This is a genomic window from Pseudomonas sp. 7-41 (assembly GCF_021233075.1).
Classification (GTDB): Bacteria; Pseudomonadota; Gammaproteobacteria; order Pseudomonadales; family Pseudomonadaceae; genus Aquipseudomonas; species Aquipseudomonas veronii.
Genome location: NZ_CP089551.1, coordinates 3,126,210 through 3,139,818 on the forward strand (window position 1 = coordinate 3,126,210; position 13,609 = coordinate 3,139,818).

At 63.9% G+C, this 13,609-nt stretch carries 11 protein-coding genes; 6 read left to right on the top strand and 5 right to left on the bottom strand.

Annotated features, from left to right (window positions below):
• Window positions 1-24: 24 nt before the first annotated feature.
• The 4 genes from LQ249_RS14055 to LQ249_RS14070 form a co-directional block, all read right to left on the bottom strand.
• Window positions 25-1,440: an efflux transporter outer membrane subunit gene (locus LQ249_RS14055; RefSeq protein WP_017847282.1), complete on the bottom strand. Its 1,416-nt coding sequence runs from the start codon at window positions 1,438-1,440 to the stop codon at window positions 25-27.
• Complete coding sequence (locus LQ249_RS14060; protein WP_057005531.1) at window positions 1,437-4,616, bottom strand: efflux RND transporter permease subunit; 3,180 nt, start codon at window positions 4,614-4,616, stop codon at window positions 1,437-1,439. Before LQ249_RS14060 ends, LQ249_RS14055 begins: the two co-directional genes overlap by 4 nt.
• Before the next feature lie 15 nt (window positions 4,617-4,631).
• The gene (mexE, locus tag LQ249_RS14065) at window positions 4,632-5,873 is read right to left on the bottom strand and encodes a multidrug efflux RND transporter periplasmic adaptor subunit MexE (RefSeq protein WP_046383238.1); all 1,242 of its coding nucleotides are present in this window, start codon (window positions 5,871-5,873) and stop codon (window positions 4,632-4,634) included.
• A gap of 204 nt (window positions 5,874-6,077) precedes the next feature.
• Window positions 6,078-6,974, bottom strand: a complete 897-nt coding sequence (locus LQ249_RS14070) for a LysR family transcriptional regulator (RefSeq protein WP_232566557.1) — start codon at window positions 6,972-6,974, stop codon at window positions 6,078-6,080.
• 101 nt (window positions 6,975-7,075) lie between these two features.
• Here LQ249_RS14070 and LQ249_RS14075 point away from each other — a divergent pair, with 101 nt between their 5' ends.
• From LQ249_RS14075 to LQ249_RS14095, 5 genes are all read left to right on the top strand, one after another.
• Window positions 7,076-8,083, top strand: coding sequence for a polysaccharide deacetylase family protein (locus LQ249_RS14075; RefSeq protein WP_046383240.1), 1,008 nt, complete (start codon window positions 7,076-7,078; stop codon window positions 8,081-8,083).
• 25 nt (window positions 8,084-8,108) lie between these two features.
• Window positions 8,109-8,651 carry an ester cyclase gene (locus LQ249_RS14080; protein ID WP_046383241.1) on the top strand — a complete coding sequence of 181 codons (543 nt, stop codon included), beginning with the start codon at window positions 8,109-8,111 and terminating at the stop codon, window positions 8,649-8,651.
• 115 nt (window positions 8,652-8,766) lie between these two features.
• Window positions 8,767-9,201 (top strand): nuclear transport factor 2 family protein, encoded by a 435-nt coding sequence (locus LQ249_RS14085; protein WP_128191500.1) that lies wholly within the window; start codon window positions 8,767-8,769, stop codon window positions 9,199-9,201.
• Complete coding sequence (locus tag LQ249_RS14090; protein ID WP_232566558.1) at window positions 9,198-10,667, top strand: FAD/NAD(P)-binding protein; 1,470 nt, start codon at window positions 9,198-9,200, stop codon at window positions 10,665-10,667. Before LQ249_RS14085 ends, LQ249_RS14090 begins: the two co-directional genes overlap by 4 nt.
• A complete protein-coding gene (locus LQ249_RS14095; protein WP_017847290.1) occupies window positions 10,664-11,329 on the top strand; it encodes a glutathione S-transferase family protein in 666 nt (221 codons plus the stop codon). Before LQ249_RS14090 ends, LQ249_RS14095 begins: the two co-directional genes overlap by 4 nt.
• On the opposite strand, the gene LQ249_RS14100 is transcribed toward LQ249_RS14095, so the two are convergent.
• Window positions 11,304-12,065: an ArsR/SmtB family transcription factor gene (locus LQ249_RS14100; RefSeq protein ID WP_126589499.1), complete on the bottom strand. Its 762-nt coding sequence runs from the start codon at window positions 12,063-12,065 to the stop codon at window positions 11,304-11,306. The two genes, LQ249_RS14095 and LQ249_RS14100, sit on opposite strands and share 26 nt — an antisense overlap.
• A 137-nt stretch (window positions 12,066-12,202) precedes the next feature.
• Between LQ249_RS14100 and LQ249_RS14105 the strand changes: the two genes are divergently transcribed.
• The gene (locus tag LQ249_RS14105) at window positions 12,203-13,576 is read left to right on the top strand and encodes an MFS transporter (RefSeq protein ID WP_046383245.1); all 1,374 of its coding nucleotides are present in this window, start codon (window positions 12,203-12,205) and stop codon (window positions 13,574-13,576) included.
• Window positions 13,577-13,609 lie beyond the last annotated feature (33 nt).

The following is a 13,609-nucleotide window of genomic DNA, read 5'->3' on the forward strand; positions in this document are numbered from 1 at the left end:
GACCAACCAAAGGAGCTCTTTACATCACTTGGCCGTAGCGACCACCGTATCCGGCTGCCAACCGCCACCCAGCGCCTTGTAGATCGCAACAATCCCGCGATACAGATCAACCTCGGCCTGGGCCTGAGAGTCTTCGGCGGCCAGGCGTTCGCGTTGTGCGTCGAGCAGCACGAGGAAGTCCACGGTGCCTTCGCGGTAGCGGATCGCCGCGAGGTCGGCGGCGGCGCGGCTGGATTCGCTTTGGCGGATCAGCGAGACCAGGCGTTGCTGACGCTTGCCGTAGTCGCTGAAGGCGTTCTCGGATTCTTCCAACGCCAGCAACACTTGCTGCTCGTAGTTGGCCAGGGCGCCATCGGCCTCGGCATCGGCGCCGCGCAAGCGTGCACGCACGCTGCCCAGGTCAAACGCGGCCCAGGTGATGCTCGGGCCAAGGGCCCAGGCATTCGCCGCGGATGAACCGATCTGCGAACCGCGCCCGGCGGTGAAGCCGAGGAAGCCGCTGAGGCTGACCCGTGGGAACAGGTCGGCCTTGGCCACGCCGATGCGCGCGGTGGCGGATGCCAGTTTGCGTTCGGCACTCAGAATGTCCGGGCGCCGTTGCAGCAGTTGCCCTGGATCGCCGATCGGCAGCGCCTTGGCAATCGCCGGCAAGTCTTTCGGGCTCAGGTCCACGCTCAGCTTGTCGGGGCGCTGGCCGAGGAGGGTGGCGATGCGGTTGCGCTCGCGCACTTGTTCGGCCTGCAGTTGCGGCACGCTGGCTTCCACCGCTGCGAGGCGCGCGTCGGCACGCTCCACGTCGAGTTGGTCGCCCACGCCGGCATCGCGCAGGCTGACGGTGATGGTGCGCGACTCCTGCTGGTTCTTCAGGTTGTCCAGGGCGATGCGTTCACGCAGTTGCGCGCCGCGCAGTTGACCGTAGGCGTCCACCAGTTCGGCAATCAGCGTGACTTGCAGCTGGTACAGGTCGGCTTCGGCCGCTTGCTGGTCGGCGTCGGTGGCTTCCAGGTTGCGCTGGATGCGGCCGAACAGGTCCAGCTCCCAGGCCATGTCCAGGCCCAGGTCATAACGCTCGCTGTTGACGCGCTTGGTGGTCTGACCAGGGATTTGCCCCTTGGCCAGGTCACTGCTGGCGCGGCTGGTGATGGTCGGCATCGCGTCGTTGCTGGCGTCATCGCGGATCGCCCGTGCGGCCCGCAGGCGGGCAAACGCCACACGCAGGTCGCGGTTACCGCTCAGCGACTGGGTCACCAACTGGTTCAGAGTCGGGTCGTCGAACTGCTGCCACCAGATGCCTTCGAATTTCCCGTGGTCGTATTTTTTGGCATCGGCGGCAGCAGTGATATTGGCCGCCTCCGGGGTCTGGGTTGTGTAGTCCGGGCCCACGGCACAGGCGCTCAGCGCCAGGACCAGCAAGCTCGGCAGAAAGACTTTCACACTCATTGCTGTGTCTCCAGCTTCAAGGCCTTGGCCGCTTTGCGCGCGTCCTGGCGCTCCACATAGCGACGGATCAGTACGTAGAACACTGGTGTCAGCAACAGCCCGAAGAAGGTCACGCCGATCATCCCGGAGAACACCGCCACGCCCATGGCATGCCGCATCTCGGCACCGGCACCGCTGGACAGCACCAGGGGCACCACACCCATGATGAAGGCGAACGAGGTCATCAGGATCGGCCGCAGCCGCAGGCGGCACGCTTCCAGCACCGCGGCGAGCGGGTCGAGGCCTTCCTGCTGTTTATCCTTGGCGAACTCGACGATCAGAATCGCGTTCTTACAGGCCAGGCCCACCAGCACGATCAGGCCGATCTGGGTGAAGATGTTGTTGTCGCCGCCCGAGATGATCACCCCGGTGATGGCCGACAGCAGCGTCATCGGTACGATCAGGATCACCGCCAGCGGCAGGCTCCAGCTTTCGTATTGGGCGGCCAGTACCAGGAACGCCAGCAGCACACAGAGCGGGAACACGAACAGCGCGGTGTTGCCCGAGAGGATTTGCTGATACGTCAGGTCGGTCCACTCGTAGGTCATGCCGTTGGGCAGTTCATCCTTCAGCAGTTTTTCAATCGCGGTCTGGGCCTGGCCGGAGCTGTAGCCCGGTGCAGCGTTGCCGTTGATTTCCGCGGTGATGAAGCCGTTGTAGTGCATTACGCGGTCCGGGCCGGAGGTGTCGCTGACCTTGATGAAGGTCGCCAGCGGGATCATCTCGCCTTTGTTGTTGCGCACTTTCAACTGGCCGATCTGGTCTTCATCCAGGCGGAACTGCTGTTCAGCCTGCACGTTGACCTGGTAGGTGCGGCCGAAGCGGTTGAAGTCGTTGGCATACAACGAACCCAGGTAGATCTGCAGGGTGTCGAAGATGTCGCTGATCGCCACGCCGTGGGTCTTGGCCTTTTCGCGGTCGATGGCGGCATCGACCTGGGGCACGTTGACCGTGTAGCTGGTGAACAGGCCGAACAGCTCCGGCGTGCTGCGGCTCTTGGTGATGACGTTCTGCACTTCTTTGTACAGCTCTTCGTAACCCAGGTTGCCACGGTCTTCGATCTGCAGGCGGAACCCGCCGATGGTGCCCAGGCCCTGTACCGGCGGCGGTGGGAAGATCGCCATGTAGGCTTCCTGGATGTCGCTGTACTTGCCGTTCAGCGCACCGGCAATCGCACCGGCGGACATGCTCGGGTCTTTACGCTCGTCGAACGGTTTGAGGGTCACGAACACGATGCCGCTGTTCGGGCTGTTGGTGAACCCGTTGATCGACAGGCCCGGGAAGGCCACGGCGCTTTCCACGCCCGGCTGTTTCAGGGCGATGTCGGACATGCGCTTGATCACGTCTTCGGTGCGATCCAGGCTCGCGGCGTCCGGCAATTGGGCGAAAGCCACCAGGTATTGCTTGTCCTGGGCCGGTACGAAACCGGTCGGGGTGTGGGCAAACCCGAACCACGTCAGCACCATCAGGCCGGCGTACAGGAACAGCGCGATGCCGCTGCCGCGGATCACCCGGCGCACGGTGCCGACGTAACCATGGCTGGCTTTTTCGAAGAAGCGGTTGAACGGCCGGAACAACCAGCCCCCCAACAGCTTGTCGAGCACCTTGGAGAAGCGATCCTTCGGCGCGTCATGGCTGCGCAGCAACACGGCAGCCAGGGCGGGGGACAAGGTCAGCGAGTTGAAGGCCGAGATCACCGTCGAAATCGCAATGGTCAAGGCGAACTGCTTGTAGAACTGCCCGGTCAAGCCGCTGATGAAGGCCGCGGGAATGAACACGGCGCACAGCACCAGTGCCGTGGCGATGATCGGCCCGGTCACTTCGCTCATGGCCTTTTCAGTCGCCTGGAACGGTTCCAGGCCCAGCTCGATGTTGCGCTCGACGTTCTCCACCACCACGATGGCGTCATCCACCACGATGCCGATGGCGAGTACCAGGCCGAACAAGGACAGTGCGTTGAGCGAGAAGCCGAACAGGTGCATCACCGCAAACGTACCGATCAGCGAGACCGGCACCGCCACCAACGGAATGATCGAGGCGCGCCAGGTCTGCAGGAACAGGATCACCACCAGCACTACGAGGATCAGCGCTTCGAACAGGGTATGCACCACCGCCTCGATGGAGCCGCGCACGAAGATGGTCGGGTCGTAGACGATGCTGAAGTCCATGCCTTCGGGGAAGCTCTTCTTCAGCTCCGCCATCTTGTCGCGCACTTCGTTGGAGATCTGGATCGCGTTCGAGCCTGGGCGCTGGAAGATCGGGATCGCCACGGCCGGCTGGTTGTTGAGCAACGAACGCAGGGCGTATTGGCTCGAACCCAGCTCGACCCGCGCGATGTCTTTGAGGCGCGTGATTTCACCGTTATCGCCGGCGCGAATGATGATGTTCTCGAACTCTTCTTCCGTGACCAGGCGGCCCTGGGTGTTCACCGACAACTGGAAGCTGGTGGCATTCGGTGCAGGCGGCGCACCCAGCGCACCGGCGGCCACTTGACGGTTCTGCTCGCGAATCGCGGTCACCACATCGGTGGCGGTCAGGTTGCGCGAAGCGGTCTTGTTCGGGTCCAGCCAGACGCGCAGGGAGTAGTCGCCCATGCCGAACAGCTGCACATCACCCACGCCGCCCAGGCGCGCCAACTCGTCCTTGATGTTGAGCAAGGCGTAGTTGGACAGGTAAAGCATGTCGTAACGCTGATCCGGGGAGGTCAAATGCACCACCATGGTCAGGTCGGGGGAGGCCTTGTCCACGGTGATACCGATGCGCGTCACTTCCTCGGGCAGCTTGGGTTGCGTGCGCGTCACACGGTTTTGCACCTGCACCTGCGCGTTGTCCAGGTCGGTGCCCAGGGCGAAGGTGATGGTCAGGGTCAGTTTGCCGTCGGCGGTCGACTGCGAGGACATGTACAGCATGTTCTCGACGCCGGTGATCGCCTGTTCCAGCGGCGCGGCGACGGTTTCGCCGATGACTTTGGGGTTGGCGCCAGGGAAGTTGGCACGCACCACCACGGTCGGCGGCACCACTTCCGGGTATTCGCTGATCGGCAGTTGGAACAGCGAGATCGCGCCAGCGATCAGGATCAACAGCGAGAGCACCGCTGCGAAGATCGGCCGCGAAATGAAGAACTTGGAAAAATTCATCTTGAGTCGTATCCCTTAACCGCGTGGAGTCGCGACGGCTGCGAGCTTGGGCGCGGTTTTTTCCGGCGCCACTTGCTCCAGGTTGCTGGCTTCAAGCGCTTGTCGTTGTTGGGCCAAGGCGGCGAGGGTTTCCTTGCTGGCCATCGGGATGGTTTCCGGGGCGACCGGCGCACCCGGGCGCACACGCTGCAGGCCCTTGACGATAATGGTGTCGTCCTTGTTCAGGCCGCTGCGCACGATGCGCAAACCTTCGATCTTTGGCCCCAGTTCCACCGAGCGGTAGGCCGGCTTGTCGCCTTCCATCACCAGCACGAACTTCTTGCCCAGGTCGGTGCCGACCGCTTCATCGTTGATCAGCACGGCGGAGTAAGTGCCGCTGCCGACCAGTTTCAGGCGGGCGTACAAGCCAGGGGTGTATTCGCCTTTGCTGTTGTCGAATACCGCGCGGCCACGGATGGTGCCGGTGGCCGGGTTGACCTGGTTGTCGACGAAGTTCATCTGGCCCAGGTGCGGGTTTCCGGTTTCATTCGACAGGCCCAGGTACACCGGGGTGGTCGCGCCACGGCGACCCTGGCGGGCGAGTTCGGTGTACTTGAGGTACACGCGCTCATCGGCGTCGAAGTAGGCGTAGACCTTGTCGGTGGAGACCACGCTGGTCAGCGCGGTGACGTCGGCGGTGACCAGGTTGCCAGCGGTGATCTCGGCACGGCTGACACGGCCGCTGATCGGCGCGATGACGCGGGTGAAGCTCAGGTTCAGCTTGGCCAGGTCCAACTGCGCCTGGATGCCGGCGACAGCGGCGCGGGCTTCCTGGGCGGCGGTGGTGCGCGAGTCGGCCAGTTCGGCGGAGATCGCGTTGCTCTGACGCAGGCGTTCGCCCCGTTGCGCTTCGTTATCGCTGCGGGTGGCGGCGGCTTTGGTCTGTTGCAGTTGGGCTTCGAGGCGGCGCACCTCGGCCTGGAACGGGCGTGGGTCGATCTGGAACAGCAGGTCGCCTTTCTTCACGAGGGCGCCTTCGGTGAAGGCCACCTGATCGATCTGGCCGGACACCCGTGGACGGATCTGCACGGTTTCCGGTGCTTCCAGGCGTCCGGTGAATTCGTCCCACTCGTTGACCGGTTGCTCAAGCACCTTGGCCACGCTGATTTTTGCAGGAGGCATGGCGGCCGCTTGTTCCGGGGTTTTGCCGCACGCGCTCATCACCGCCACGGCCAGAATCGCCAGGGGCAAGCGTAAGTGTTTGAGTGTCTGTTCCATGAGGTGTATCCGCCAATGTATTTGAGATGGGCGGATCATGCGCGGGGAGCTGCTAGGTCACGAATCGAATGAAGCAAAGATAACTATCATTCGGAATGATATAAGCGCGGAGTGAGCCCTCTAGTCTGCGGGTTTCATTAGGCAGCTATCAATATGCTTGATGACAAAGGCATGTTGCGCGCGCTGCAAGGAACGCCGCAATGCCTACCTGGCACTGTCGCTCGCCAGCTGCGCAACGATGCGTTCTATCAACATTCTCACCCGTCTGGGCTGAATGCGCGCGGGCGGGTAGACGATGTTCAGCGCTGTGCGGCCCAGGTCGTAATCCTCGAGCACCTCGACCAAGCGGCCGGCGTCGAGATCGGCACGCACGTCCCACACCGATTTCAAGCAAATCCCGTGGCCGGCCAGGCACCATTGGCGGACCAGCGCGCCGTCGTTCGCCACGCGGCGGCCACGCACCATGATCCGGTGGGTCTGCCCGTGCTGCGTGAACGCCCACTCCCGCGAAATATTGACGCCGAAGCGCATCACCAGGCACTCGTGCGCGGCGAGGTCCTCGGGGTGTTGCGGGGTGCCGTGGCGCGCCAGGTACAGCGGTGATGCACACACCACTCGGCGGTTTTCGCCAATCAGACGGGCATGCAGGGTGCTGTCGGCCAGCGCGCCGAAGCGCACGGCGAAGTCGATCCCCTGGCCGACGGGGTCGACATAGCCATCGCTGAGGTTCAGGTCGATGCTGACCTGCGGGTGCTCCTGCATGAACTGCGCAAGGATCGGCTCGATGTATTGGCGACCGAGGTCTTGCGGGGCGCTGAGGCGGATCGGCCCGCAAAGGGTGTCGGCGCCCAGGCGAATGCTGGTGTGCAACTCGTCGGCGTCTGCCAACAGGCGATGCGCGCCATCGACCAGCAGGCGGCCTTCATCCGTGAGGTTGATCGCGCGGGTGGTGCGCTTGAGCAGGCTGGCGCCGTAGAAACTCTCCAACTGCGCCAGCCGTTCCGACACCGAGGCCGGCGATAAGCCCAGTTCCCTGCCGGCGGCAGACAGCCCGCCTTTCTCGACGATCAGCAAAAACAGCTCAAGGTTCTTCAGTAGCATTATTCGGTTTTTCCGAAAGTGATTTTTGATTTCAGCTCAATTATCAAAATAAACCTAAAGGACTAACGTTGCATCCGTGTTTATTCAACGGAGTTACCGTCATGTCATCTGTGAACCTGCAACGGCGTACCTTCCTGGCCCAGGCGGGCGCGGGCGCCGCGGTGTTGACCGCCGGATCGCTGCTCGGCAGCGCCAACGCGAGCGCGGCGCAGGCCGGGCAGAGTGGGGCGGCACCGGCTGCGCGCCAGGCCAAGGGTGGTTTCTGGCCCGGCGACACACGGCTTGTGGTCTCGATCTCGATGCAGTTCGAGGCCGGTGGGCAACCGCTGAAGGGCACCGACAGCCCGTTTCCCAAAGTGGACTTCCCCGACAGCGTGCCCGCTGACCCGGCCACCAATACCTGGTTCGCCTATGGCTACCGCGAAGGCATTCCCAGGCTGCTCGACCTCTGGGACCGGCATGGGGTGAAGGTCACCAGCCACATGATCGGCGATGCGGTGAAGCGGCATCCGCAGTTGGCCCGGGAAATCGTCGCGCGCGGACACGAGGCGGCGGGCCATGGCCCGCGCTGGAGTTCGCAATTTGCCATGAGCCGCGATGAAGAACGCACGTTCCTGCGCCAGGCCGCGAGCATGGTGCAGGACGTCACCGGCCAGCCGGTCAGCGGCTACAACTGCAATTGGCTGCGCCGTGGCCCCAACACCCTGGCGCTGCTGCAAGAGCTTGGCTACGTCTATCACATCGACGATGTGAGTCGCGACGAGCCGTTTATCGAGCAGGTCAACGGCCAGGATTTCGTGGTGGTTCCGTACACCTTGCGCAACAACGACATCGTCTTGATCGAAGGCCGCAACTACTCACCGTCGCAGTTCCTGGAACAGGTGAAGCTGGACTTCGACCAGCTGTACGAAGAGGCCGGCAGCCGGCGCCGCATGATGTCGATCAGCGCCCACGACCGCATCAGCGGTACGCCGCAAATGGTCCGGGTCTGGGATGAGTTTTTGCGCTATGCCAACCGCCACCCCGGCGTGGCCTTCATGCGCAAGGACGCTATCGCGCAGTACACCCTTAAAAGCCCGCTTAGCCTGCGCGAACACGAGACCCTCTGAGCCCATCACCCAAGGAGATTCTTCAATGAAACCCTCACCTATAGCGCGCGTTTGCCTCATCGCCACACTCTTGACCTCGACCTTTTCCGGCGCAGTCCTCGCGGCCAGCACTGAACTGGTCAAGCCGGGTGTGCTGGTGGTGGACAAGAGCCTCCCGCCTGCGCAACTGGCGCTCATGGAAACCGCCGCCCGCCGTTATGACACCTTCTGGGATACCGGCGACGAAAGCCTGGCCCGTGAGGCGCTGGCCGCAGATTTCATCGACAAAACCCCACCGGCCGGACGTAAACAAGGCCCCGAAGGCCCGTTGCTCGCCTCCCGGGCGTTTCGTGAAGCGGTGCCGGACCTGCGTTGCGAGGTCGAACACATGCTCATCGCCGGCGACCGCGTGGTGGTTCACCTGCATTTTCGCGGGCACTTCACCGGCACCTTCGGCCAGATCAAGGGCGGTGGGCAGCCCGTGGACTTTATCGCCACCGATATCTATCAGATCGACAACGGCAAGATCGCCGCCAACTGGCACATCGAAGACAACCTCACCTTGATGAAACAGTTGGGCGCCCTGTAATCCTTGAGAGGCATCGCGTGCCTGACACTTCGGGCCAGGTCGAAGCATGCTGGGGTGGCAATTTTTTACAATTGCGGCTTCTATTAGCAGCGGTGCTGCCACGCGAGGAAACCTCATGACTGCGTCCATCGATCCCGGCCTGCTGGCTATTTATGAAGCCTGGCACGCCAGCGTCTGTGCCGGCGACCTGGCCGCGACGGCGGCGTTGTATGCCGAGCAGGCGGTGTTCGAAACGCCGCTGGTGCTGGCGATCTACCCCGACCACGGCAGCGGCGTGCTGGTCGGCCGGGGGACGATCCAGCGGTTCATGGAGGACAGCAAGCGCCGCTTTCCCAATGACCTGGCTGAGTGGTATCGCAGCGATAAAGCCTTCATCAACGGCCGCAACCTGACGTGGGAATACCCGCGCAAGACGCCGAAGGGGGAGCAGGTCGACCTGATGGAAATGATGGAGATAGAAAACGGCTTGATCACCTGCCACCGCGTGTATTGGGGCTGGTATGGCGTGCGCTTGCTGGCGCCAGTGCTGGCGAAGGCGCAAGCGCTGTGAACCCGCGTGCGGCGGTTGCGATCATTGGTGGGTCGGTGACCGGCGTCGCGGCGTTTATCCAACTGGTGCGCGCCGGCAACGCCAAGCGTATCGACATCATCGATCCCGAGGGGCTGGCGGACTCGATTGCCTTCGGCGTCTGCGAGGACGTGCTGTTATGCAATACCTCGGTGCAGACCCTGTCGATATTGGACGATGAACCGCACGACTTTCAGCGTTACCTCCAGGCGCAGGGCATCGACGTCGGCGAAGACGCGTTTGTGCCACGGACCTGGGTGGCGGGCTATCTCAAGCAACGCTATGCCGAGTACCGCGATGTGGCCGAGGCCCGGGGCATTGCGCATCGGATCGTGCGGGCGACGGTGCGGCATATCCAGCCGGTCGCTCGCGGCGACTATCGCCTGGTGCTGGATGACGGCGGCGACCTGCGCGCCTGTGCCGTGCTGGTCTGCACCGGCAGTGCCGCGCCGTTCGTGCCGCCGCTGGTCAGCCCGCATGCCGGTGCGCCGGGCATTTTCTCCACGCCATACCCGGCCAAGGCCTGGCTGGACAGCCTGGATAAACCGTCACGGGTCTTGGTGCTGGGCAGTCGCCTGTCGGCGGTCGACAGTGTGTTGCTGCTCTGCGGCGCGGGGCACCAGGTGCTGATGGCGTCGCCTTCCGGGCGTTTGCCGGGCGTGCGTACCGCCACCCCCCGGCGTGGCGCGGTGGCCCTGGATGAAGCGCGATTCGCCCGGCTGGACCTGGAAAACCCCAAGCTGTACTGGCACTTGCTGCGCATCGTTGCGCGGGCGACCAAGGCGATCAATGGCCGCTCGCTGCGCGAACAAGTCGATCGCAGCGCGGAGCCCACCCAGCGCCTGCGCGGCGAGGTCGCCTTGGCCCGACGGGGCGCGACGGACTGGCAGAACCTGTTGGTGCAGTGCATGGACCTGGCCGACGGGAAGTTGCGCGCGGCGCCGCCCTCGGTGCGCGTGGCGGCGCTGCAAAACTGCTGGGAAGCGGTCGGGCGTTACCTGTTCGCGGTGCCTTTGCAGACCGCAACCACGCTGCTGCGCCTGATCGACGAAGGGCGCCTGCAACTGGCCGCGCACTTGCCGACACAGCTTGAGTGGCAAGGCCAATGGCGGGTCCACGATGCCCAGGGGCGCATCGAGGCGGTGGATGCGGTGGTGTGCGCCAGCGGTTTTCATAAACAGTTTTTCCATGCCTCGCGCAACGGCCTTGAGCTGCAGGTGCCGCCGGCAACGCCGTGTACGCCGCCTTATGTGTCAGCGCAGTTGCAGGTCAGCCTGCCCGGCGCCGAAGCGCCGGAAGACATCTGGCTGCTGGGCGTGGCCTCGTACCTGGCGGCGCCGATGGTCAATTCGGTGTACCAATCGGTGCGCCAGGCCCGCGAGGTGGTGATGCTGCTCGCCGAGCACCCTTCATTCATGGACAAACACGCAACCGAGGCAGTGGCATGAAAGTGTATGGCGACAGAGGTTCGAGCAATACCCGGCGCGTACTGACGACCGCCGCTTACCTGGGGCTTGAGGTCGAATTCGTCTTCCTCGACCTGTTCAGTGGCGAGAACCGCACGCCGGAGTACCTGGCGCTCAACCCCAACGGCACGATCCCGACCTTGGTCGACGGCGACGTGGTGCTGTTCGAAGCCTCGGCGATCATGATTTACCTGGCGGAACGGGCCGGCTCGTCATTGCTGCCCGCGGGCAATGCCAAGTACGAAACGCTCAAATGGATGTTCTGGGCCGCCGAGCATTTTCGTCGCGGGCCCACGGTGCTGATCGAGCAGCGGTTCATGGACCGCCTCAAAGGCCGCGCCGAGAACCCGACCCTGGTGGCCGAAGCGCTGCAGGCGATCCACCGCTACACGGCGGTGCTCGACGGGCACTTGCGCACCCGGCGCTTTGTGGTGGGCGACGCGTTGAGCCTGGCGGACATCGACCTGGCGGCCCCGCTGAGTCATATCCCGCGGACCCAGGCGCCGTTTCTGGAGTATCCCCATGTGGCGGCCTGGTACGCACGGATCAATGCGCTGCTCGCCTGGCAGCAGAGCGGGGTGGCCCAGGAGCGCCGCATCGCCGAAATCGAGCGCTTGTTCAGCTCGCAACAGGTGCCGGCATAAGGGTTTTCCTGGCCGGGGTCACGGCATGCAGCGGTGCTTCGAGATGGCGCAGGTGCTCAATCCCCAGATGCAGCTTGAATGCCCGCCAGCCCGAGCCGGTCACATGTACCGCGCGCGAGCCGGCGGTTCGGCGCAGCCAACCCAACTGGCAAAAAGTCTCCAGCAGGTGGGTGCCGAGCGGCCCGGCGATGTGGTGTTGCCGTTCGGTCCAATCCAGGCAGCGGCGGGCCTGGAGGTGGTCGTGCAAGCATGGCTCGCCGGCCTGCGGGTTGAGTGACTGCAGCCACTCGGTACCACGCCGGGTGAGCACGTATTCGCGCTCGTCGCTTTCATGGAGAAAACCCTGCTCCAGCATGCCTTGGGTCACCGCTACGCCGACCTGGCCGGCCAGGTGGTCGTAGCAGCAACGGGCAAAACGCAATTCATGGGCCGAACGGTTGGGCAGGCTACGCCACGAACTGGTTTGCGGTGCGACCGCCGCCAGGCTTTCCAGCACATGGGACACATCGGGGCCGGCCAATTGATAGAAGCGGTTGCGGCCCTTGATCTCCACGGTGAGCAAGCCGCCGTCGAGCAGCTTCGCCAGGTGCGAACTGGCCGTCTGCGGCGTCACGCCAGCGGCATCGGCCAAGGCGCTGGCAGACATCGAACTGCCATCTGCCAGGGTGATCAGGATCACTGCGCGCACGGGTTCGGCGATCAGGTAGGCGATGGATGAGATTTTTGGCTGGGTCATTCCGTCGAACTCCGTGCTGTGCCAGGTGAAATCGGATTTCAGGATGACATAAACATAAACACTTCGACACAGCTCGAAGCGTTTATCCCAGAAAGCTGCATATAGTCGAGCCGCCCCCTTAAAGGACGCTCGCGGTCATGACCTCCAACACCCGCTACCAACGACAAGTACTGATTGCGACGAGTCTGAGCTATGTGGTCGTTATCCTCGACACTTCGATTGTCAACGTGGCAGTTGAATCGATTTCCCGCACCTTTGGCTCGGGTATCACCGGGCTGCAGTGGGTGATCAACGCATATACCCTGACCTTCGCCAGCCTGCTGCTGACGGGCGGCCTGCTGGGCGATCGTTTCGGCGCGAAGAAAATCTACGCCGTCGGCCTCGGCCTGTTTGCCCTGGCCTCGGCGTTGTGTGGCCTGGCCACCGACCTGCCGGAGTTGGTCGGTGCGCGGGTCCTGCAGGGGCTGGGCGCCGCGTTGCTGGTGCCGTGTTCCTTGATGTTGATCAACAGCGCTTACCCGCAGACCCACCAGCGCGCCGGCGCCATTGGCGTGTGGGCCGGGTGCGGCGGCATCGCCATGGCGGCCGGACCGCTGGTGGGCGGTGTACTGATCGAGCTGTTCGGCTGGCGCAGCATCTTCTTGATCAACGTGCCGATCGCCCTGGTGGGCGTGTGGCTGACCTCGCGCATCCCGTCTTCGGCACCGTTGGCGCCAAACCGGCACTTGGACGTCACTGGGCAAGTCGCCGCGATTATCGCGCTGGCGACCTCGGTGGCGGTGCTGATTGAAGGGGCGAAGCTGGGGTGGAACTCCGAATGGGTGTACGCCTGCGTGTTCGTGGCCTGTATCGCCTGGTGCGTGTTCTTTGTGACCGAAAGCCGCCACAAGGACCCGATGCTGCCGCTGCAGTATTTCCGCAACCCGGTGTTCTCGGGGGCGACGCTGCTGTCGCTGGCATCGGCCCTGGTGTTCTATGGCCTGTTTTTCCTGCTCAGCGTGTACTTCCAGAGCGAGCGTGGCTGGTCGCCGCTGGACACCGGGCTGGCTTTCCTGCCATTGACCGCCATGGTCACCCTGGGCAGCTTCACCTGCGGCCGGCTGACCCGTGCGTATGGCGCGCGCGCCGTGCTGTGTGCGGGGTTCGGCCTGTACACCGTGGGGTTTATCGGCCTGTTCGCCCTGGCCAGTGACGCACCGTACTGGCGTATCGCAGTGTGCTACCCGGCCGTGGGGTTCGGTGCCGGGATCATCACCCCGGCCGCCACCTCCGTGCTGATGAGTGTGGTCGACCGCGCCAAGGCCGGGGTGGCGGCGGGCACACTCAATGCCAGCCGCCAAAGCGGCTCCGCCTTCGGCGTGGCGATCTTCGGCGCCTTGCTCACCTCGATTCAGCCCCTGGGCGATGCCATCGACGTCGCCGTCAGCGTCGCCATCGGTTTGTCGTTGCTCGCCATGCTGATGGCCGCCCTGGTGTTGAAAGCGCCGGCGGCGCAACCCGTGGAAAGTTGATGGACCTGCACCTGTAAAGGCAATGCCCGGCAC